The sequence below is a fragment of the Gordonia sp. CPCC 205333 genome, assembly GCF_048537885.1.
Lineage (GTDB): Bacteria > Actinomycetota > Actinomycetes > Mycobacteriales > Mycobacteriaceae > Gordonia.
Genome location: NZ_JBCLVI010000004.1, coordinates 371342 through 391113 on the forward strand (window position 1 = coordinate 371342; position 19772 = coordinate 391113).

21 protein-coding genes are annotated in these 19772 nt (G+C 60.6%); 7 read left to right on the forward strand and 14 right to left on the reverse strand.

All coding sequences use genetic code 11. The annotated features are described in order from the left end of the window. Nucleotides 1-73 precede the first annotated feature (73 nt). Both AAFP29_RS16250 and AAFP29_RS16255 read left to right on the forward strand, forming a co-directional pair. On the forward strand, nucleotides 74-595 hold the full coding sequence (locus tag AAFP29_RS16250; protein WP_419218428.1) for an N-acetyltransferase family protein: 522 nt from the start codon (nucleotides 74-76) through the stop codon (nucleotides 593-595). A 42-nt stretch (nucleotides 596-637) separates the two neighbouring features. After that, a complete protein-coding gene (locus tag AAFP29_RS16255; protein WP_419218429.1) occupies nucleotides 638-1420 on the forward strand; it encodes a dioxygenase in 783 nt (260 codons plus the stop codon). Between the two features lie 8 nt (nucleotides 1421-1428). Here the strand turns inward: AAFP29_RS16255 and AAFP29_RS16260 are convergent, their stop codons facing one another. Then, on the reverse strand, nucleotides 1429-2169 hold the full coding sequence (locus tag AAFP29_RS16260; protein WP_419218430.1) for a TetR family transcriptional regulator: 741 nt from the start codon (nucleotides 2167-2169) through the stop codon (nucleotides 1429-1431). 41 nt (nucleotides 2170-2210) lie between these two features. Beyond that, a complete protein-coding gene (locus tag AAFP29_RS16265; protein ID WP_419218432.1) occupies nucleotides 2211-2783 on the reverse strand; it encodes a hypothetical protein in 573 nt (190 codons plus the stop codon). 149 nt (nucleotides 2784-2932) lie between these two features. On the opposite strand from AAFP29_RS16265, the gene AAFP29_RS16270 reads away from it, so the two are divergent. Next, nucleotides 2933-3349, forward strand: coding sequence for a nuclear transport factor 2 family protein (locus AAFP29_RS16270; RefSeq protein WP_419218433.1), 417 nt, complete (start codon nucleotides 2933-2935; stop codon nucleotides 3347-3349). A gap of 5 nt (nucleotides 3350-3354) precedes the next feature. On the opposite strand, the gene AAFP29_RS16275 is transcribed toward AAFP29_RS16270, so the two are convergent. Together AAFP29_RS16275 and AAFP29_RS16280 are read right to left on the reverse strand one after the other, a co-directional pair. Next, nucleotides 3355-3546, reverse strand: a complete 192-nt coding sequence (locus AAFP29_RS16275; protein WP_419218434.1) for a hypothetical protein — start codon at nucleotides 3544-3546, stop codon at nucleotides 3355-3357. Next, nucleotides 3546-4682, reverse strand: coding sequence for an LLM class flavin-dependent oxidoreductase (locus AAFP29_RS16280; RefSeq protein ID WP_419218435.1), 1137 nt, complete (start codon nucleotides 4680-4682; stop codon nucleotides 3546-3548). The genes AAFP29_RS16275 and AAFP29_RS16280 overlap by 1 nt, the downstream gene beginning before the upstream one ends. Before the next feature lie 193 nt (nucleotides 4683-4875). Here AAFP29_RS16280 and AAFP29_RS16285 point away from each other — a divergent pair, with 193 nt between their 5' ends. From AAFP29_RS16285 to AAFP29_RS16300, 4 genes are all read left to right on the forward strand, one after another. Beyond that, nucleotides 4876-6063 (forward strand): LLM class flavin-dependent oxidoreductase, encoded by a 1188-nt coding sequence (locus AAFP29_RS16285; protein WP_419218436.1) that lies wholly within the window; start codon nucleotides 4876-4878, stop codon nucleotides 6061-6063. Continuing rightward, complete coding sequence (locus tag AAFP29_RS16290) at nucleotides 6060-7394, forward strand: NtaA/DmoA family FMN-dependent monooxygenase (protein ID WP_419218437.1); 1335 nt, start codon at nucleotides 6060-6062, stop codon at nucleotides 7392-7394. Before AAFP29_RS16285 ends, AAFP29_RS16290 begins: the two co-directional genes overlap by 4 nt. 209 nt (nucleotides 7395-7603) lie before the next feature. Further along, nucleotides 7604-9166: a flavin-containing monooxygenase gene (locus AAFP29_RS16295; protein ID WP_419218438.1), complete on the forward strand. Its 1563-nt coding sequence runs from the start codon at nucleotides 7604-7606 to the stop codon at nucleotides 9164-9166. 29 nt (nucleotides 9167-9195) lie between these two features. After that, nucleotides 9196-10620, forward strand: a complete 1425-nt coding sequence (locus AAFP29_RS16300) for an ABC1 kinase family protein (protein WP_419218439.1) — start codon at nucleotides 9196-9198, stop codon at nucleotides 10618-10620. A 16-nt stretch (nucleotides 10621-10636) separates the two neighbouring features. Here the strand turns inward: AAFP29_RS16300 and AAFP29_RS16305 are convergent, their stop codons facing one another. The 10 genes from AAFP29_RS16305 to AAFP29_RS16350 all read right to left on the reverse strand — a co-directional run bounded on the left by AAFP29_RS16305 (nucleotide 10637) and on the right by AAFP29_RS16350 (nucleotide 19747). After that, nucleotides 10637-10984 (reverse strand): hypothetical protein, encoded by a 348-nt coding sequence (locus AAFP29_RS16305; RefSeq protein ID WP_419218441.1) that lies wholly within the window; start codon nucleotides 10982-10984, stop codon nucleotides 10637-10639. Between the two features lie 77 nt (nucleotides 10985-11061). Next, nucleotides 11062-11904 carry an MlaE family ABC transporter permease gene (locus AAFP29_RS16310; RefSeq protein WP_419218442.1) on the reverse strand — a complete coding sequence of 281 codons (843 nt, stop codon included), beginning with the start codon at nucleotides 11902-11904 and terminating at the stop codon, nucleotides 11062-11064. A gap of 2 nt (nucleotides 11905-11906) precedes the next feature. Beyond that, complete coding sequence (locus tag AAFP29_RS16315; RefSeq protein WP_419218443.1) at nucleotides 11907-12623, reverse strand: hypothetical protein; 717 nt, start codon at nucleotides 12621-12623, stop codon at nucleotides 11907-11909. Nucleotides 12624-12647: 24 nt separating this feature from the next. Further along, complete coding sequence (locus tag AAFP29_RS16320; RefSeq protein WP_419218444.1) at nucleotides 12648-13616, reverse strand: MlaD family protein; 969 nt, start codon at nucleotides 13614-13616, stop codon at nucleotides 12648-12650. After that, nucleotides 13616-14671, reverse strand: coding sequence for an MlaD family protein (locus tag AAFP29_RS16325; protein WP_419218445.1), 1056 nt, complete (start codon nucleotides 14669-14671; stop codon nucleotides 13616-13618). The genes AAFP29_RS16320 and AAFP29_RS16325 overlap by 1 nt, the downstream gene beginning before the upstream one ends. Then, on the reverse strand, nucleotides 14668-15696 hold the full coding sequence (locus tag AAFP29_RS16330) for an MlaD family protein (protein WP_419218446.1): 1029 nt from the start codon (nucleotides 15694-15696) through the stop codon (nucleotides 14668-14670). The genes AAFP29_RS16325 and AAFP29_RS16330 overlap by 4 nt, the downstream gene beginning before the upstream one ends. 88 nt (nucleotides 15697-15784) lie before the next feature. Beyond that, entirely contained in the window at nucleotides 15785-16837 is a 1053-nt protein-coding gene (locus tag AAFP29_RS16335; protein ID WP_419218447.1) for an MCE family protein, read from the reverse strand. Next, a complete protein-coding gene (locus AAFP29_RS16340) occupies nucleotides 16825-17847 on the reverse strand; it encodes an MlaD family protein (protein ID WP_419218448.1) in 1023 nt (340 codons plus the stop codon). Before AAFP29_RS16340 ends, AAFP29_RS16335 begins: the two co-directional genes overlap by 13 nt. Next, nucleotides 17844-18884 carry an MlaD family protein gene (locus AAFP29_RS16345; RefSeq protein WP_419218449.1) on the reverse strand — a complete coding sequence of 347 codons (1041 nt, stop codon included), beginning with the start codon at nucleotides 18882-18884 and terminating at the stop codon, nucleotides 17844-17846. The genes AAFP29_RS16340 and AAFP29_RS16345 overlap by 4 nt, the downstream gene beginning before the upstream one ends. Before the next feature lie 5 nt (nucleotides 18885-18889). After that, nucleotides 18890-19747, reverse strand: coding sequence for an MlaE family ABC transporter permease (locus AAFP29_RS16350; RefSeq protein ID WP_419218450.1), 858 nt, complete (start codon nucleotides 19745-19747; stop codon nucleotides 18890-18892). Between the last annotated feature and the right edge of the window lie 25 nt (nucleotides 19748-19772).

Consider the following 19772-nt stretch of genomic DNA (forward strand, 5'->3'; position numbering starts at 1 on the left):
ACACCGACAACCAAATATTCGCCGTGAACCCATCGATGTGGCTACCGGCGTCGGTGTTCTAATGTCTGAGTCCATGACCGCATCGATTTCCCCCTCCGTCGCGATTCGCCCGGCTGTCGTCGACGATCTGGCGGCTATTCGGGAAATCTATCGACACTATGTCGAGAACACCGTCGCCACCTTCGACTACGAGACACCGTCGCTCGATGACTGGCGAGCGAAGCTGGCGGCGATCACCGAAGCCGGGCGTCCGTTCTTGGTAGCCGACAGTGTCGACGACGGTGTCGTCGGCTTCGCCTACCTGGGAGAATTCCGCGCGAAAGCCGCATACGCTAAGACGACCGAGGACACCATCTACGTACGTCAGGGCCTCGGCGGCCGCGGACTGGGCAGCTCCTTGCTAAGCGCCGTCGTCGAGCAGGCAGATCCGGACAACGTCACGCAGATCGTGGCTGTTATCGCAGCGGAGAGCGGCGACGGTTCGATCGCCCTGCACCGGCGATACGGCTTCGCCGAGGTGGGGAGGCTAGCCAAGGTCGGCCGAAAGTTCGACCGCTGGATCGACGTCGTATACCTACAACGCGAAATCAACTGACCACACGGGAATGCGAACGGCCCGTGATACGTTTTGGTAACCATGACAACCAATTTGTCTCCAGCCCTGTTTCTCTCGCATGGCGCTCCGCCGTTGATCGATAGCGAGCTGTGGGTATCTCAGTTGCGCGCGCTGGCGGACGATCTGCCGCGCCCGACCGCGATCCTCGTCGTATCGGCGCATTGGGAAGAAGCGCCGCTGACCATCGGCTCAACCGACCCGACCGTCGCACTGACCTACGACTTCTGGGGATTCCCGCAGCGCTACTACCAAACCACCTACTGGTCCCCCGGCGCCGTCGACCTTGCCGCGCGTATCGAGGCGCTGATGCCCTACGGCGAGCCGGTAGCCCATGATCAGACTCGACGCCTCGACCACGGCGCCTATGTGCCACTGACCGTGATGTATCCCGACGCCGACGTTCCGGTCTTGCAGATTTCGCTACCAACCCTCGATCCGCTGCGACTACTCGAATTGGGCAATCGCCTCGCCCCGCTGCGCGCCGAGGGTGTCTTGATCATCGGATCTGGATTCACCACACACGGTTTGCCGTTTCTCACCGACCCACGCCCCGACGCCACGCCGCCGGCCTGGTCGGCGGAATTCGACACCTGGGCGCACGAGCGATTCGCCGCGGGCGATGTGGAATCTCTGTTAGATTTCCGCCACCGCGCACCGGGCATGCCATACGCACACCCGACGATCGAGCATTTCGCGCCACTGTTCGTAACGCTCGGCGCCAGTGGCAATCCCGAGCAAAAACCCGAACAAGTCATCGATGGCTTCTGGATGGGATTGGCCAAACGCAGCCTGGTGTTGAGTTAGCGGATCGACTAGTTGCCGGCGTCGTCGTCCCCGTCACTCGAAACCCGTTGGCGCAGTTGCGGATGCACGGTTGCCGGCGTCGCCTCGTGATAATCGGCGTCGACCAGGACCGGCTCGGGCTCTAGTCGAGTCAAGCCGTTCCAGCACAGATTCACCAGATGCGCCGCGACAACTTCCTTGGGCGGTTCCCGGACGTCGAGCCACCACTGTGCCGTCACCGAAACCATCCCGACTAGCGCCTGCGCATAGAGCGGTGCGAGGTTCGGGTCGAATCCGCGGCGTTCAAAGTCGCCGGCGAGAATATGTTCCACCTGGCTGATCGCGTCGTTGAGAAGGCTGGAGAATGTCGCGGTCTCGCTATTGGATGTCCGGTCGCCGCGAACCAAAATGCGGAACCCGTCGGTGCGTTCCTCCATATAGGTGAGTAAGGCCAATGCGACCTGCTGGACGCGATAGCGAGATCGATTGTCCGACAACGATGATGTGACCATCGACAGCAGAGTCTCCATCTCGCGGTCGACGACCACGGCGTAGAGGCCCTCTTTCCCGCCGAAATGCTCGTACACGATCGGCTTGGATACGCCTGCCCGCTGGGCGACTTCCTCGATCGACGTACCTTCGTATCCACGCTCGGCGAACAACCCGCGCGCGACTTCGATGAGCTGGGCCCGACGCTGGGGGCCGGTCATCCGGGATCGCGGGGCGCTGCGTGCTTTATCGGACTTATCGGTCGGCCGAGTAACTGCCATACGGGGAGTTTATCCGCCGACCGCTTCGCGACGCGGAGCCGCTACGCCGTGGGGGCGGCGGGCGTCGGCGCCTGGGTTGGTTCGGTTGTTTGTTGCTGACCGGGCGCTTGTTGCTGGCCCGGCGCTTGCTGTTGACCGGGCGCCTGCCGTTGACCGGGCATCTGCTGCTGGCCCGAACCGCCGCGTTGCCAGTTGCCGGGGCCGCCGGGGAACCCGCCCGGCCCCTGCTGACCGTGGCCAAAACCGGGCCCGCGGCCCGGACCAAACTCGTCCCCGCCCCGATCAAACTTGTGGTGGTGGTGATGTCCGTGATGACGGTCGATGCTGCCAATGGCCGCGATCCCAGCTCCGAACCCAAGTCCGAAGATCAACAACACACCGATGACGTAGACCAACACTCGCAGCGCGGGGGTGGTCGACCAGGTCTTCGCGATCCCGATGCGTGTCGGCGTCTGTGTCTGCGCCGGAGCGGTTGTCGACGTTACGGCCGTCGACTCGGTGGGTGTATCGGTCGAATCGGTGATCGGGCTCGTCGGCGTCTCGTCGGGCTTACCCGCCGCCGTCGCATCCCCATCATTCGGCGTCGTGTCCGGGTTCGACTTATCGTCACTCATCTATCGCTCATTTCCTGTATTGACCACGTAAGTTGTCCGCGAGTATATGCACCTAAACTGGCATATAAGACCGATCATCGTGTGAATCTGCTGTGAGATCTAGGATCGGTTATCGCCCCATGTCAGCGCATAGATGTCAGACTCAACGCGTGACTCTTTCACTGAGAGATATCTCAGATCGCCTGGAGATACAGGACGCTCTCACCGCGTACTCGACAGCTGTCGACGGCGGTCGATTCGACGACCTGCGTACGGTGTTCACCACAGACGCCCACATCGACTACTCCGCAACCGGCGGAATCACCGGAACACTCGACGAATGCATCGCCTGGTTGGGCGAGGTACTGCCGGCATTCAGCGCCTACTGCCACTTCCTCGGGAATGTGGACATCCGCATCGACGGCGGTACGGCGACCTCGCGGACGCTGTGCCTCAATCCCATGCAAACACCGGACAGTTCGGCCTTTCTACTCGGCATCTACTACGACGACGACTGGGCACGCACAGTCGACGGCTGGCGGATCACCACGCGAACGTTAGTCACCAAGTTCCACAAGCAGCTATAGCCGCTCTATTCGCCCGAACGCGAACGAGCCGGATAGCCCTCCCCGTCGTGTGGGAGCCAGCCAGGATCGGCGCAGTGTGACGCCATTGCCGACGGTGCCTCCGGATGGGTACACGCGGCGAGAGCCAGCGTCCGAGGCGACAAGTCGAGATGCCCTCGGATCAGGGCGACCACCGCCGCAAGGGAGCGTGCCGCCATCAGCTCAATCCCCATTCCCGCGCCAGCAGTTCATGAGAACTCAGCCGGTGATCGAAGTCGTGAGTGACGCTGGTGATCACGAGTTCGTCGGCACCGGTGACCCGCGCCAGCGTTCGGAGGCGGTCGGCGACGACATCCGGCGCGCCGACGAACTGGGTGCGAGTCCGGTCGAGGACCAATTTCTGCTTCTCGTCGTCAAGCGGATCAGCGGTGTCCGGATCGAGGTACGGTGCCGCCCCCGCACCGCTACGAATACTGTGAACCCAATGACCATAAGTCGACGCGCGATGCTGGGCAGTCTGATCATCCTGCGCTACAACAACATCCGCCGATACAACCAGGTACGGCCGCGACAATGCCGCCGACGGGACGAAAGCCGAGCGATAGGCTTCGACTGCCTCTAATACCGTCGCGGGGCTCACGTGGTAGTTCGCCACGAACGGCAGCCCACGTGCACCGGCCACCTGGGCGCTCTGTCCCTTACTGCTGCCGAAGATCCACACCTGAACATCTGCGCCCGCCCCGGGGACCGCCTCCAGCGTCACATCGTCAACTGCGAACGATCCACCCAACAGCGACTGAATGTCATCCACAGCGTCGGCGAAGTCCGGCGGTTGCGCTCCGGCGAATTGCGCTGCGTCGAAGCCTGCCGCCAACCGCGGTGCGATGTACAGTTTTTCGACCGGGAACGGCTCTGGAATCAGCAGTCCGTCGACAATTTGGTCGGGTTGCGGTTCGCCGCGCGAGGTCGTAGCGGCATCCCGGGCACCCACCGAACGGGTGAAATCCGTCCGACGCTGCGCCGAGCGACCCAATCCGAGATCGAGCCGCCCCGGATGGAGAGCATCAATGGTGCCAAACGCCTCGACCACCGACGAAGGCGTATGCAAGCCGATCTGGATGGCAGCCGAACCTACCCGGATGCGCTCGGTCGCGGCGGCGACGAGAGCGATCAGCGTCGTCGTCGAAGAACTGGCGACTGCCACGAAATGATGTTCGGCTAGCCAGAAGCGCTTGTAGCCCAACGATTCCACCTGCTTGGCTAGCTGAACACTGCGCTTGATCGAGGTAGTTGCGTCGGAGCCGTCGATGATCGGTGCCAGGTCCAACACCGACAACGGAATATCGCCTGGCATCGGTCCTCCTGGTGGCCTCGCTGAGATGAGGGCATGGCTACCCACCCAGTTAGCGCTACGCGGCGCAGCACTGCCAGGTTTGCGGTCAGCGTGATCAGAACGGCTCAACCGGGATTTGCCACGGTGGCGAGCGGGTTATTCGAATCGAAAGGGCTAATCGCCGAGACTCACTCACTGCTGCGCGGAGGATGCCATGTCCGATCGACCCGACCAGATCCATTTGGCGGTTGCCCTGGACGGCGCGGGCGCGCACCCTGGTGCCTGGCGGGCCGACAATGCGCGGGCAGATGAACTGCTGACGGCCCGATACTGGGCGGACGTAGTCGGGCAGGCAGAGGCCGGACTTCTCGACTTCATCACCCTCGACGATTCATTCCTCTTGCGGAATTCCGATGTCGGGACCATCCGGACCGATCGGGTTGCCGGCCGGCTCGACTCGACGCTGATCGCCGCACGGGTAGCGCCGTTGACCAGGCGTATCGGGCTCATCCCCACCGCACAGGTGACGCACACCGAACCATTTCATTTGGCGAAAGCCATTGCCACGCTGGACTATGTGAGCGACGGCCGGGCGGGGATCGGATTGTCGACGTCACTCGACGCCGACGAGGCCGCTCTATTCGGACGTCGGCGAGCGAGCGAGCTGAGCGCCGAAGCCGCCGCCGATGAGGCCGCCGAATATGCGAATGTTATTCGGCTGCTGTGGGATTCATGGGAAGACGACGCGGAGATCCGAGACATCTCGACCGGCCGCTTCGTCGACCGCGAGAAGTTGCACTACACCGATTTCGTCGGCGAACATTTCTCGGTGCGCGGACCGTCGATCACTCCTCGCCCGCCCCAGGGACAGCCCCTCATCGCCATCGCGGTGGACGATGACAGGTCCGCGGAGTTGGCCGGCCAGGTGGCGGACGTGGGATTCATCGCACCAGCCACCAGCGCCGAAGCCGCGAACAGAGCGGCCGATCTGGACCGGTTCCACGACGCCGCAGGACGTTCCGACGAAGATCGGGTACACGTCTTCGTCGACCTCACTGTGGTCCTCGGCGACTCGACAAGTCACGCCATCCACCGCAAACATCAGTTAGATGAGCTCGACGGGATCGAATACTCCAGCGCAACAAGTCTTTTCGTGGGCTCTACGGATGAGTTGGCAGATGCTATCGCTGACTGGCACTCAGTCGGCGGCGTGAGTGGCGTGCGACTGCATCCGGCGACTCACGCCTTCGATCTCCCCAGAATCGCGGCCCAAGTGGTGCCGGAGTTGCAGCGCCGCAAGCTATTCCGAACCGCCTACGAGGAGACGACCCTACGAAGTCACCTCGGATTGACACGCCCGGAGAATACTTTCGCGTCGCGACAGAAAGTGCCATTCGCATGACAAAGCAGGTTCATCTGGCCGCCCATTTTCCAGGGGTCAACAACACGACGGTGTGGAGCGATCCCGCCGCGGGCAGTCATATCGAGTTCAGTTCCTTTGTGCACCTTGCCCAGACGGCGGAACGAGGTCTGTTCGACTTCTTCTTCCTCGCCGAAGGGTTACGACTGCGGGAACAGAACGGGCAGATCTATGATCTCGACGTCGTCGGGCGCCCCGATACCTTCACGGTTCTCTCAGCAATCGCCGCAGTGACAACACACCTCGGCTTAACCGGCACCATCAACTCGACATTCAACGAACCCTACGAAGTGGCAAGGCAATTCGCATCGCTGGATCACCTCTCCGACGGTCGGTCGGCGTGGAATGTCGTAACGTCATGGGACGAGTTCACCGGCGAGAACTTCCGCCGGGGTGGGTACCTCCCGCAAGACCAACGGTATGCGCGGGCCAAGCAATTCCTCGATGTCGCGACGAAATTATGGGATTCGTGGAATGCCGACGACGTACTGGCCGACGTCGCGTCGGGACACTATCTGGCACGACCCGACGTCGGGTCATTTGTACATCGCGATTCCCAGTTCGACATCCGGGGCCAATTCAACGTGCCACGACCGCCGCAGGGACGGCCGGTGATCTTCCAGGCCGGCGACTCCGACGATGGCCGGGAATTCGCCGCTGCCAAGGCCGATGCGATCTTCTCTCGGCATGCGAAATACGCCGAGGGACGCGAGTTCTACGCCGACGTGAAGCGCCGCCTGCCAGCCTACGGACGACGTCGGGAGGATCTCCTGGTACTGCCGGCGGCGACATTCGTGTTGGGCGATACCGACGCCGACGCCGCCGAAATCGCACGCGAGGTCCGGCTGCAACAAGTGAGTGGACAGACCGCGATCAAGTTTCTGGAGCAACTGTGGAATCGGGATCTATCCGATCACGACCCCGATGGTCCACTGCCACAGGTCGATCCGGTCCCCGGAGAGAATACCGTCGCCAAGGGGCGGGCCAGCGTGCGAATACATCGCGATCCCCGCGACGTCGCGCGGGAATGGCGGGAACTGGCCTCGTCGCGCAAACTCACCACCCGCGAGCTGATCGTCGAGGTGACCGGACGGCAGTCGTTCATCGGCTCACCCGCGACGGTCGCGGGCGCGATCAATGACTTCGTTCAGGCCGATGTCGCGGATGGGTTCATTCTCGTCCCGCACATCACGCCGGGCGGGCTGGACCGATTCGTCGAAGACGTGGTGCCACTGCTCCAAGAACTCGGTGTCTACCGGACGGAGTATCCGGGGCAGACTCTTCGCGAGAACCTGGGCTTGGCACGGGTGTAACCCGGCTCCGCCTGGCATTTGGGCGCTCATATCTGCGCCGACACCGCCCCCGAGGGAACATGCACCCCAGCAGACCCAGCCTCGCAGACTCCATCCAGCATCCTGGTTCGAATAGATTGACGCGCTATTCAGATATGGATACTATCCAGGAAAGCCGGGAGCCTCGCTACGCCGAGGCCGCGTCTCGCTCACCGTCAGGAAGTCACCAAATGATCACCCCAGACCATGAAGTAGTCATCATTGGCGCAGGGTTCGGCGGTATCGGTGCCGGTATCGAACTCGACCGCGCGGGCATTTCCGACTACGTCATCATCGACAAGAACGACGGCATCGGCGGTACCTGGTGGGCGAATACGTATCCCGGTGTGGCCGTTGATATTCCGTCGATCTACTACAGTTTCTCCTACGCACCGCCGAAGAAATGGAGTCGGGTGTTCGCGCCGGGCGCGGAAGTTCAGCAGTACGCTGAACACGTCGTCGACAGGTTCGGATTGCGCGATCGGATCCGCCTCGGCGTCGGCGCGGTAGCTGGCAACTGGGACGAGGACAACCACCTCTGGCATATCCAGCTCACCGACGGCGACACACTCACCTGCCGGTACGCGATCGGCGCCGTCGGCGCACTCGAACAACCTCAGATGCCCGATATACCCGGCATCGAAAAATACGCCGGCAAAGTGGTGCACACCTCACGCTGGGACCACGACTTCGACTATTCGAGCAAACGCGTCGCGGTTATCGGTACCGGTGCCACGGCCTTGCAGCTGATCCCAGAACTGTCCGACGTGGCCGCGCATCTGTCGGTATTCCAGCGCACACCGATTTGGGTCGCGCCTAAACCGGACGCGCGCATACCGGCCGCGGTTGCCGGCACGCTCTTGCGGGTCCCAGTCATTCGACGATCGATTCGCGCGGCGGTCACCGTCGGGATCGACTTCGGCATCACCGGCATCGGCGTGTTCCACAACCGAGTGCCATTCCTCGTTTCCGGGCTGGCCAAGGGCGGGGCACTCGGATACCGGACATGGCTGCGCGGCGAACCGGAACTCGCGAAGAAACTGACACCGACCTATGCGCCGGGCTGCAAACGGCCGTCAGTCTCCAACCGTTATTTGAAGACCTTCACCCTCCCCCACGTCGACCTGGTCACTTCCCCGATCACCGAGATCACCGAAACCGGCATTCGCACCGCCGATGGCCGGAATCATGAAATCGATGTGCTGGTCTGCGCCACCGGATTCAAGGTGATGGCCAAGGGCGCGACTCCCCCGTTCCCATTGGAGGGGGTCGACGGTCTCGATCTCAATCAGTTCTGGGATGAACATCGATTCCAGGCCTACCAGGGCGTATCGGTGCCCAAATTCCCCAATTCATTTCTCATCACCGGCCCTTACGGGTTCGCGGCCGGTTCCTATATCGCGATGATCGAATGCACTAGCCGCCATGCGGCGCGTGCCATCGCCGAATCCCGACGTCGCGGTGCGACTCGCGTCGAGATCCGTCAGGAACCGCATGACGCCTACTACCGTAAGTATCTGGCGCGGGCACAAAAGACGATGTGGCTCTCGGAAGCGTGCGAAGGATCCAACACCTACTACGTCAATTACCAGGGCGATCCCGCCGCGATCCGGCCGAGTACGCATATCGAAATGTGGTGGGGCAATAAGCATTTCCCACTAGACGACTACAGTTACACAACGCTGGCCGACGCCGACGACGACCCGGCGAGAGCAACAGCCCAACACGCCACGGAGGTCACTGGCGTGTCGTGAGTCCCGGCCCCGGCAGGAGAGGAAGTGCTATGTCGAAGGAGTCGACACCTCCCCCGCCAAGAAGTTCCCGAATGGCGAGTGGCCGAATGCGGCGCGGGGCGACTCTCGGAAGACTCGCCGCCCGGCAAGCCGCCCGCGGCGCAGGAACGCGACTATCAATGATCGGGCGATCGGACGAAGCACGCGCAATACTCGCTCAGCGATCAACTCTGCGCGCCGCCGAGCAGCTGGTGGCAGTCCTGGGCAACCTCAAGGGTGCCGCGATGAAGGCCGGCCAGATGTTCGCGCTCATCGACCTGGATCTGCTCCCGGAATCGCATCGAGCGGATTTCCAGGCGAAGTTGGCTGCGCTGTTCGACAGCGCACCACAAGTCGCCTTCGATGAGATGCGTGAAGTGATCGAATCCGACCTCGGGCCGCTCGCTTCCGCGTTCGCGGAATTCGACACCAATCCGATCGGCGCAGCCTCGATCGGCCAGGTGTACCGCGCCCGGTTGCACGACGGCCGAAGAGTCGCGGTAAAGGTCAAGTATCCTGGGGTCGACCGTGCGGTTCGGTCCGATATGCGCAACCTCGCCCTGTTCGGCAAGCTGTTCACAACTCAGTGGCCGACGATAAAAAACGGTGCACTGGTCGAAGAATTCACCTCCAATCTCGAACGAGAACTCGACTATGTCGGAGAAAGTCGTACCCAGCGGGCGGTGGCACGCGAATTCGTCGGCCATCCGCATATCGTCATACCCGATGTCGTCGAGGAGATGTGTACCGACCATGTTCTGGTCTCCGAGTTATTCGACGGAGAATCCTTCGAGTCACTGCGTCAGCTCCCACCGGAAGCGCGTAATCACTATGGAGAATTGATCTATCGCTTCTATGTGGGTTCGCTGTTCGAGCGAAACGAATTCTGCGGCGACCCGCATCCGGGCAATATTCTCATCGGCGGCGACGGAAAGATTTGCTTTCTGGATTTCGGTTTATACCATCGGATGACACCCGATCGCGTCGAAGAAGAACGTCAAATGCTTCGCGCGGCGGCCAGCGGGGATTCCGGAAAAATTCGGCGTCTGATGGTCGCGGCGGGGGTCTTCGACGAGTCCGCACCGGTAACCGCGAATGAGTGCCTTTCCTACATCTGGGGTGCCGCGGAATGGCATCTGGCCGACGAGGAGATCGCCATCGACCCAACCTTGGCCACCGGAACGGTATTGCTCGCACTCGACCCCCGCTCACGCGAACACCAGAACATTCGGCGACAGAATCTTCCACCCGAGCATATGTTCTCGCGCCGCACAGACTTCCTGACCTTCGGAGTGCTGGGCCAACTGAGGGTCTCGAACAATTGGCATCGAATAGCGCGAGAATGGCTATTCAACGAACTACCCGCCACGGATATCGGAAACGATATCGCGCTTTGGCGCGAGTCACGATCAACGAAGTCCGAGCCGGTCGACTGACTGCGCGACCTACTCGTCAGACCTCTTTGATATTGCCGACGGTTGGATTGCCGGCTGGCGCGGGCCTGAGCGCTGACCAGGCATTACTCGCAAGGTATGTCCCGTAGACGCCAAGAGCGACACATCCGGCCATGCGGGTCTGCCGGAACGCGATGGCGGAACCGATTGCGGTCTCCGCTGCACCGTTGACCTTGACCGACCGTTCCGGATCTTCGGGAAAGGCCACCGCGGTAACCGTACGAAACAGTCCCGGAGTAGTGAAATGCGCGACTCCGGTTCCAGCGATGCTAAGCCCCGCCAATCGGAATGCGACATCGGCTGATCGTCCGGCAACCTTCACCAAAGCCCCTACCGCGTGTGCCATACTCTCTCTCCTTCTCTTGATGTTTAGAAACTTGGTTGACTATTTCTCCGATAGTGATATCGGCTATCTTGGTGCGGTCACCCTAGCTGCAATGGGAAATAGATGGTGTAGATGAGCGTCAACACCATATTGACCACGATGATGGCGACTGTCGAGATCACAACAGTCGCGTTCACACCGTCGGCGACACCGCGAGGACCGCCACGCGCCTCCAACCCTCGTTGACATCCGATAACCGCGATCATGAAGCCAAAGATGATGGCTTTGACCATCGCCATCAGCAGATCCCGGATCGATGCGAATGCGCCGAAGGATTGCCAGTAACTTCCCGGACCGACGCCCTGCAGGGTGACCGAAAGGTAAAAAGCTGAGATCACGCCAACCAGGACAATGAAGAGGGCCAGCAACGGCGCCACCACGACTGCCGCGATTATGCGTGGCACCACAAGTCGTTGTATCGGGTCAATGCCCATGACTCGAAGCGCATCAATTTCCTCGCGCACACTGCGCGCACCGAGATCAGCCGCGATCGCCGACGCACCGGCTCCACCGAGGAGCATTCCCGATGCCAGCGGAGCCGCCTGCTGAATTACCGCGAAACCCGACCCGGCACCCAACAGCGATTGAGCACCGAGTTGGTTGATGATATTGCCGATCTGCACGGTGACGATCACACCGAACGGGATAGCCATCAGGAAGGCGGGAATGGCGGTCACGCTGATCATGTACCACGCCTGCAGGACCGCCTCGCGCATCTTTACCCGCCACCGAAAGACATCGACGATGAACATCGCCGCCGCGGTCACACCGAGACTGAATGTCCGTCCCAGTGTTTCCACCGGCCCCAACGCATTGTCGCGCAGATTATCCCGCAGTACGGCCTTGGTCGACGGACCGCGCGTCATCGTTGCCGAGACCATCCTCAACCTCCTGCCGGCGTCGACGGCGCTGCGGGCGCGGGCGACGACGTGGATGGTGTCGGTGTGGCGGGTGTCGGGTTGGCACCGCCGAGCGCCTGCGGAATCGCCGACGTGGGATCGCCGACCGAGGTGATCATCCAGTCCTTCGATCGATCCAGGGTCAGCGTGTAGGTCGCAGTCGTGTTGCCGCCATTCGGCGTCTGAACGGTTTTCGTATTCACATCCACGACGGCTTGAACACGGAAAACATTTCCAGCGACGTTGACGGTCTTCGCCACGATCACATTCGCCGACGTCTGCATTCGAAGAGGTGTCAATACCTGCTCCATCGTCTGACCGATGAGGTCGTACTGCTTCTGCAGGTCGGGGCTGACGCCCTTCTTCATATTGGCGATCCACGGGGTGAGGTCGCGATAGTCCAACGTCGCAGCATTGACCGCGTATTGCCCGGCGATATCCTCGGCCCGCGCACGGTCCGCGACGCTCGTACGCAGGTCGTTCAAGTCGTTTCGGGCTGTCACATCGCGATAGATGAAAACTCCGAGCGCGACGACCAGTGCCAGGATCAGCGCGGCGACGACGATCGTACGTACCGACAACGAGACCTGGCGAGGCGTACGCGCCACCGGCCGTGCCGATGGCCGGGGGGTTGACCGTTTGACGGTATCGCTCTTAGAAAGGTCTACCTCGGCAGGTTCGGTCGGCGTTTCGTCAGGCATCGAAATCATCTCCTCGTGTCATCGTCATTTCGGTGGCACCGTCACTACCAGCCGCGCGGCTTTCCCCGATCCGAACATCTGCAATGCGGTCGACAGCAGTTCGCTGACGTTCACTTGCGGCAGTGTTTGATTCAGGGCGGTGGCGATCGGCATGAGTGGTCCGATCGCGTCCATCGTCGGTGGCATTATCTTCGCCAGATACGCATTGATCCGGATCAGAAAGGGATTGAGAGTTTGTTCAAGCGTCCGGTGCAGGTCAGTCACGTTGATGAGGCGCTCCACCTTCCGCAATGCGATGGTGTAATGATCCAGGGCGACACCCAGGCCACTGCCAAACTGTGGAAGTGTGGACATCAGCCAGCCAAGGTCGCCGGAGTATCGCTGGGTGTTGATGAACATCGTGCGCAACTGCGGTGATCGCGACAGCAATACGCCGGCAATCAGTCGACTGCCGTCGCTGATCTGTCCCCACGCCTGATCGGTACCTTCTAACGCCTGCCATGCCGTATGCAGCAGCGATGCCATCGGGTCCGCCGCGATCACCGACGTCAAGTTGGTTATGAGATCGAAGATCGCCGGTATCGATTCGGGTTGCCGTATCCGCTCGGCCGCGATGCGATCCCCGTCCTTCAAATAGGCGCTGGTGGCCGCTGCCGACTTAAAATTTATATAGGGCTCGCCGAGCGCTGACTGCATACTTATCTCGACATCGGTATCGCGTGAAATCCGCTGATCCCGCGGGTATCGCAATATCAGTGTCGCACCAGTTGGCGTGACGCGAACGTCGCTCACCTCGCCGGTGCGGACACCGTCGATGAAAACCCCTGTCCCACGCAAGACAAGGTCAGTGTTGCGGACATCCATCGAAACGGTGGAATACTCTTGGACCGGATTCCATCGGTAGACCTGACTGGCAAGGTAGACACCGCAGACCAATATCACAATCGCGAAGGTCGCGATATTGATCGAGAATTCTTTTTTCACCGACATCATCACGGCACCATCCCGATTGTGCGGAATGCTTTAACCATCTGTCCTGCGAGTTCGGTATTGCTCACGCCGTTGTCAATCGACAACTTCCGAATATTGAGGCGTGGCGCGTTTTTGAAGAACGGGATGAGTTTGTCATTGAACAGATTGAATAGTGCTGTCGCGTTGGCGGGCTGCCCGTGGTAATTCGGCCAGCCTGGTATCAGCAGCGGTTTGACCACCGTGTTGACCACGCTCGACAAACCATCAAACAGCGGGGCCGCCGGAACTAGCGGAGTCAGACCGCGATCGAGCGTCGCGAACAATCGGATAATCCACAATCCGAGCATCGCGCCTCGGACTTGCATTACGCCCGGCGCGCTCATAAACGTTTCCAACATCGGACGACGCTTGTCCAACTCCGTGGTAATCCCGACAACTGAGTTCAACATAGCGGTCAGATCCGCAGTATTGGAGGCGTAGGCATTCAGCGTTTCCACCAGAGGCGCCATGACCCGCGTCACCTCAGCCGGTCTATCCGGGAATTGCGAGTTCACCTTTTCGAAGGTGTTGCCCAACTGCGGCAGACTGCCGCTGCCGAGGAAATTCGCCAGACTCACCATCAGATCTTCGACCTGCACGGGCGGCTTGACGTGGTCTTTCGTTAGTTTCTGGCCCGATGCTAGCCGTTTCGACCAGGCGTTGGCTGGATTGGAGATCGCTACATATGTGTCACCCAGCAACGTGTCCTGCCGCAACTCGACCTGCGCATCGGCACCGATGACGTAACCCCTGTCGATGGAGAGCTCCACTACTGCGATTGAGCCGCTGGAGCGAATCGAATCGACAACGCCGGCGCGAATTCCGTTGATTGTTACTTTGGAGGAGACCGGCAGATTGACCACGGTGGTGAATTCGACGGTGAGCGGCCAACCGTCCCGGACTGACTGCGGAGTCGGGAGCCGTTCGGGGCTAAACGCGCTCGAACAACCGGAGGCCGCGAACAGTGTTATCGCGACGAGTACGATTGCGGCAGCTCGACGAAGAATCTGGGTAGGCAACACGACATGCCGGTTCATCGTGCGGCTCCAGTCAACAGCAACGCCATCCGGACGGCGTCGACCTCCATACCGTCCGGCCCGGAAACGTGGCACTGGCCGGGGAAAATCCGATTGATGTTCTGGCAGGTCAGTGCCGGGTTCTTGGCCGGGATCCGCGTCTTGGGCGGCGTGTATCGGATACGCACACCGAGTGATTTCTGATCGAACGACACATTGAAAGCTCTGATCAACACCGGAACTATGCCGAGAAGATCACCGAAGTTGCGCATTCCCGCGCCGATCAGGCGCGCGATCGGCACGACTGCGTCGAGGACTGGCCAAGCGAACTGCGAGTATCTGGTGATCAAACTCCGCAGCACGATCAGAATATCGGGAGCCGAATCCGCTATGCCAGTCGCGCCGTCGATCAACGGCACTATCGTGCTGCCGAGTAACGGCGAAATCGTCGTGAATAAGTCTCTGAACATGCCCCAATTCGTCGATAGTCCAGTCGTCATCGCGCTAACGTTGTCGATCACCGTCGCTAGGTCAGCCAAGCCACCGGTGATCGGCGTATTCGGTGCTATCGCGAGTTGTTTGATCACCGCGTTGAGTACCGGTCCAGTCCCGGCCAGGCCGCCGCTGATATTTCGGACACTCGACATCACTGCGGCGAGTTGTTCGGGTCCGGCGTCCACGGTGAGCTGTTTACCCACGGTTGCCAGGCTTTCCAGAGATTTGCTGATCGATACCGGAGTACTCGTCGACTCGATGCCGATACATTGCCCCGGCGTCAGCCGGGCACCGCTCGTGTAGTCACCGAGTAATGCGAGCTGCCGGACTGCGATGATCGACGGGGATACCGATGCGGCCCGAACGTCTGCGGGCAATATCTGGTCACTGTCGATACTGAAGGTCACGCGCGCGGAACCAGTGCCGGACTCGACATCGGTGACGGTGCCGACTCCGACGCCGCGCCGCGTGACCGTATTTCCCTCAAATATTCCGACCGCATCGTTCATCTGAGCGCAGTACGTGGTGCGCGAGTTAATCGCTCGAGGCATCAGTAAGAATGCGACGCCGAGCGATACCACTAGAATTGTCGAGCCAACCGACACCAGCCACGGTGATCCCACGATCCGTCGCAACACGTCAGCACCCCGCCCCGGCCATCGGAACACAGAAGTCCGACGACAGCACTAGATTTCCTTGATCAATCTTAATTGAGCCGTCCGGCGCTACCATTCCTTCAAGCTTTTTAATCAGGTCACGACCCTGATTGATCATCGGAGTTATACGCGTAAGCAGCGGCCCGAACTCGCGCCCAATCGAATCGATCTGACGAACCAGCGGGTCGATGTCGTCGCGGTAGGCGAGGAACACCCCGCGCAGTTTGGCCAGAATTCCGTTCAATCCGAAAACCGCGGCGTTCAGGCGGCGCCCGAAGTCGTCGTACTCGGTGATGAAGAGGCTGAGGTTACGAACAGTAGCGGTAAGAACGTCACCATTGGCATTGACCGTTTTGGAGTATTCAGCGGCCAGATTCAGCATGGCACCGAATTCGTCCTGCCGTTTGTTCAAATTGGTCAGCATTGATGACACCGCGGTCAGGTTCTTACGAAGCGATCCCGGATTCGACGCGAATCCGTCGTTAAGTTGTACCAGAGTTTTGCGGAGCGGTGTCGCGTCAATTTTGCTGATCTTCGGTTGGGCCACCTGGAAGACCTCGGTCAACGAATACGGGACAGATGTTCGGGCCGCCGGGATCGCCTTGTCACCCAACGGTTCTTCGCCGACGGAAGTTATGTCGATGTAGGTCCCGCCAACGATGGTCAGCATCTTGACATCAGCCGAGGACTCGCTGCCGACGAAGGTGTTCCGATCCACAGACATCGTGACTTCGACATGGTCACCGGCAAGTTTCACGCTCGACACCGCACCTACTGGAATCCCGGCAATCCGCACATTGTCGCCAGTTCGGATCTGTCCTGCCTCGGCGAAATTCGCTTTCACTGTCTCTTTCCCCGGCGTGAATACGTAGAGGCCGGCGGCGATCAGGCCCAACACGGCCAGCACAACCACCGCCGTGATCCCCCACGCCGCGTCTATTCGTTTACGTTGAGCCGCGGTCCGCGCCGGCGGATCGACGAGTCGCATCAGAATTGTCTGCGGTATGCCAAGCAGGCGACGACCTAACGTTTGCATAGTGTCACCTGGGTATCCCGAACAAAGATCGCGATGTTGGCCGGTAGTGCCGCTCGGCCCCGCGAGCAGCTGACAGCGGTTGGCTGAGTCCCGGCCGTCGGCAAAATGCCGTTGAGTGCCGAGAGTATTCCCGGCGTAAGCGCCAGAATTCCCACCACCGATTTCGCGAATGGCATTATCTGTCCGATTATCGCGTCCAGATCCGGGGTGCGATTGTCGCGGAGACCAACAGAGCCTAGAAACCGGTCGACACTGATCAGTGTCTCGCCGGAGAAGTCGGCGATATGGCGGAGTTCGGGCAGACGTTCTGCGAGCACTGTGGCTAGATCCGCGAGGTAGCCGACGATCGGTGTCACTACCCCGGAACGACCGGAGAGCGACACCGACAATCGGCGCAGATTGTCGACCAGAACATCGATGACAGCAGACCGATCGTCGACGACGCTGAGCACTCTGTTCAACGAGCCGAGCACCCGACCGAAACCGGAACCGTCGCCCTCTACTAGCGCGAGCATGCTCTGCGAAAAGTGATTGATGTCCTCGGGACTCATCACCGCGAAGATCGGTGCGAGACCGTGAAATATCTCGGTGATGTCGAATGAGGGAATCGTCGATGCGAGGCCGAATGTCGAGCCAGCTGCGAGAGGATGGCCCGCTGAGGATTTCTGCTGCAGATCGAGGTAGCGGATGCCGGTGAGGTTCAAGTACCGGATCGCCACTTTGGAATCTTGGTACAGATGCTGATCTTCCGCAGCGGAAAAGGTCACGAGCGCCAGACTTGTGCCATCGCGACGGATCGGCTCGACCGAGGTGACCTTGCCGACTCGAACACCGAGCGAGCGGACGTCATTTCCGACTCTAAGCCCTGAGACATTACTGAATTCGGCCCGATAGGTATTGGAATCGCCTTCGGTCGGTCGACTAATCGCGTTGGCGATGAAGACTCCGCCACCAACTGCGACGAGCGCGAAGATTATCAAGTAGATACTCGATCGGAGCAACGTAGTCACCCGCGACCTCCAGTGGACAGCGATTCCAGTGCCGCGGTGACACCGGGAATTCCCTTGAGTACAACGTCGACGTTGAGCACCGGCGTGCCCCCCGGCCCGGTTGGCAATGCGCCGCGGATCCGCTCGATGAGCATCGCGATCTCCAGCCCGTTGCGGTGTGAATCCGGGAAGGTTCGCTGGATCCTTGTCACAATTTGCTTGAGCGGCGGAACAAGCGGCATAGCCTGGCCGAGATTCTCCCCGAGCAGGTCATCGATCTGGGGAATAGTTACCGCTCCAGCGAGTGCGAGTGCACGGTTCGCGTTGTCAACGTACCCCGGCTGTTTCGGCCCTTGCCAATCCATCAATCGCTGCAGACCAGGGAGCAAACCGGTCACAGTCGTATTCAATTCGCGCAGCACACCCGCCAACTGCGGCATGGTCGCAGCGGTTGACAACTTCTGGGTATCGGCGATATCCGTCGCGAGGCGACCGACCGTACCGATAACGGGCAGCAGCCCCAATGTCGCCTTATTGGCCGTCGCGAGAATATCGCTGACATACGGGCTGAAGGCCTGCGTATTCAGATCACTCAGACTTCGCAGCAATGTTGTCAGGGTGGAGTCGACTGGTGTGTCCGGATAGAAGTCAGCATTGTTCGAGAGCGGTTCACCGCCGGGCTGCGTAGTCAACACCACGGCGCTGATCCCGAACAGATTCTTCGGCGCATAGGAAACTTGGAGCGCTGTGGTGACCACATCCGGCCGGTCACGATATCCGGGTGCGAGAGTCAGTTGGACGACAAACCGATTGCCGTCGGCGCGGACCGACGACACCGAACCGATCTCATCTCCATTCAGAACGACACTGGTCCCGGTATCAATACCGCCCGCGACCGTGTCGGTGTGCATCGAGATGTGCATGGCATCGTCGGGCAGCGCTGCCGCGACGAGTACCGCCGAAGTAGCGACAATCACGGTGACGGCAACAGCTACCACCGCCCTGATCGCAAATGTACGAGGAGCGGCGGACATACCCGGCGTTCGAAAGTCTGGCATGTCAATCAACCCCGGAAAACGAACGGTGAGTTGATACCCCAGAATGCCACCGTGAGGATCAAGTCGAGGCCGACCACCGCGACAAGACTGGCACGAATCGCGCGACCCGATGCGACGCCGACTCCCTCGGGCCCACCGGCGGCGAAGAAGCCTTTGTAGCAGTGGATGATGATGACCGCGACAACAAAGATCACTACTTTCGCGGTTGCATAGGCGAGGTCAGGAAAGTTCACGAACTGCTGAAAATAGTGCTGGTAGGCCCCAGCGGATTCCCCTCGCACGCGAACGACTATCGCACTACTGATGTAACTGGCGATGATGGCGATCAGAAAGGTCGGGATTGTCGTCAAAATGCCGGCGACGACGCGCGTCGACACCACGAATGAAATCGAATGCACGCCGACGACCTCGAGTGCGTCGATTTCCTCACTGATCCGCATTGAGCCGATCTCCGCTGTCATGCGGCAGCCCGCTTGTACCGCGAACCCGAGGGCAGCTAGTAGCGGGGCGAATTCGCGGGTGATGGCGAACGAGGACACTGAACCGGCGACCGATCCCAGGCCAAGCATATTCAGCGTCCCGTGCGCGATGATCGCGACGGTTGCACCTGCCGCGAGGCCGAGGACCGCCATGACCAGGGCAGTTCCGCCGCCGACGATGACGGCGCCGCGGCCCCACGTCAGATCGGTCACGGTGCGGACCGTCTGCCCCCTGAATCGCCATATCGCCTGCGGTGCGTATCGAAAGCTGAGGTACACGAATGAGAGAAAGTGCCCGAGATACGCGAACGCCCTCTCGGTACCTCGCCACCCGCGACTTAACCACGCGAACCCGCGTGGGGCGTATCCAGCAGGTACACCCAATTGTCTTCACACCTCCTCGAGTCCC

What these genes read in the sequence shown, in the direction of transcription:
- AAFP29_RS16250 (WP_419218428.1), top strand. Translation starts at nt 74, where the DNA reads ATGACCGCATCGATTTCCCCCTCCGTCGCGATTCGCCCGGCTGTCGTC.
- AAFP29_RS16255 (WP_419218429.1), top strand. Translation starts at nt 638, where the DNA reads ATGACAACCAATTTGTCTCCAGCCCTGTTTCTCTCGCATGGCGCTCCG.
- AAFP29_RS16260 (WP_419218430.1), bottom strand. Translation starts at nt 2,169, where the DNA reads ATGGCAGTTACTCGGCCGACCGATAAGTCCGATAAAGCACGCAGCGCC.
- AAFP29_RS16265 (WP_419218432.1), bottom strand. Translation starts at nt 2,783, where the DNA reads ATGAGTGACGATAAGTCGAACCCGGACACGACGCCGAATGATGGGGAT.
- AAFP29_RS16275 (WP_419218434.1), bottom strand. Translation starts at nt 3,546, where the DNA reads ATGGCGGCACGCTCCCTTGCGGCGGTGGTCGCCCTGATCCGAGGGCAT.
- AAFP29_RS16280 (WP_419218435.1), bottom strand. Translation starts at nt 4,682, where the DNA reads ATGCCAGGCGATATTCCGTTGTCGGTGTTGGACCTGGCACCGATCATC.
- AAFP29_RS16285 (WP_419218436.1), top strand. Translation starts at nt 4,876, where the DNA reads ATGTCCGATCGACCCGACCAGATCCATTTGGCGGTTGCCCTGGACGGC.
- AAFP29_RS16290 (WP_419218437.1), top strand. Translation starts at nt 6,060, where the DNA reads ATGACAAAGCAGGTTCATCTGGCCGCCCATTTTCCAGGGGTCAACAAC.
- AAFP29_RS16295 (WP_419218438.1), top strand. Translation starts at nt 7,604, where the DNA reads ATGATCACCCCAGACCATGAAGTAGTCATCATTGGCGCAGGGTTCGGC.
- AAFP29_RS16300 (WP_419218439.1), top strand. Translation starts at nt 9,196, where the DNA reads ATGTCGAAGGAGTCGACACCTCCCCCGCCAAGAAGTTCCCGAATGGCG.
- AAFP29_RS16305 (WP_419218441.1), bottom strand. Translation starts at nt 10,984, where the DNA reads ATGGCACACGCGGTAGGGGCTTTGGTGAAGGTTGCCGGACGATCAGCC.
- AAFP29_RS16310 (WP_419218442.1), bottom strand. Translation starts at nt 11,904, where the DNA reads ATGGTCTCGGCAACGATGACGCGCGGTCCGTCGACCAAGGCCGTACTG.
- AAFP29_RS16315 (WP_419218443.1), bottom strand. Translation starts at nt 12,623, where the DNA reads ATGCCTGACGAAACGCCGACCGAACCTGCCGAGGTAGACCTTTCTAAG.
- AAFP29_RS16320 (WP_419218444.1), bottom strand. Translation starts at nt 13,616, where the DNA reads ATGATGTCGGTGAAAAAAGAATTCTCGATCAATATCGCGACCTTCGCG.
- AAFP29_RS16325 (WP_419218445.1), bottom strand. Translation starts at nt 14,671, where the DNA reads ATGAACCGGCATGTCGTGTTGCCTACCCAGATTCTTCGTCGAGCTGCC.
- AAFP29_RS16330 (WP_419218446.1), bottom strand. Translation starts at nt 15,696, where the DNA reads ATGCCTCGAGCGATTAACTCGCGCACCACGTACTGCGCTCAGATGAAC.
- AAFP29_RS16335 (WP_419218447.1), bottom strand. Translation starts at nt 16,837, where the DNA reads ATGCAAACGTTAGGTCGTCGCCTGCTTGGCATACCGCAGACAATTCTG.
- AAFP29_RS16345 (WP_419218449.1), bottom strand. Translation starts at nt 18,884, where the DNA reads ATGCCAGACTTTCGAACGCCGGGTATGTCCGCCGCTCCTCGTACATTT.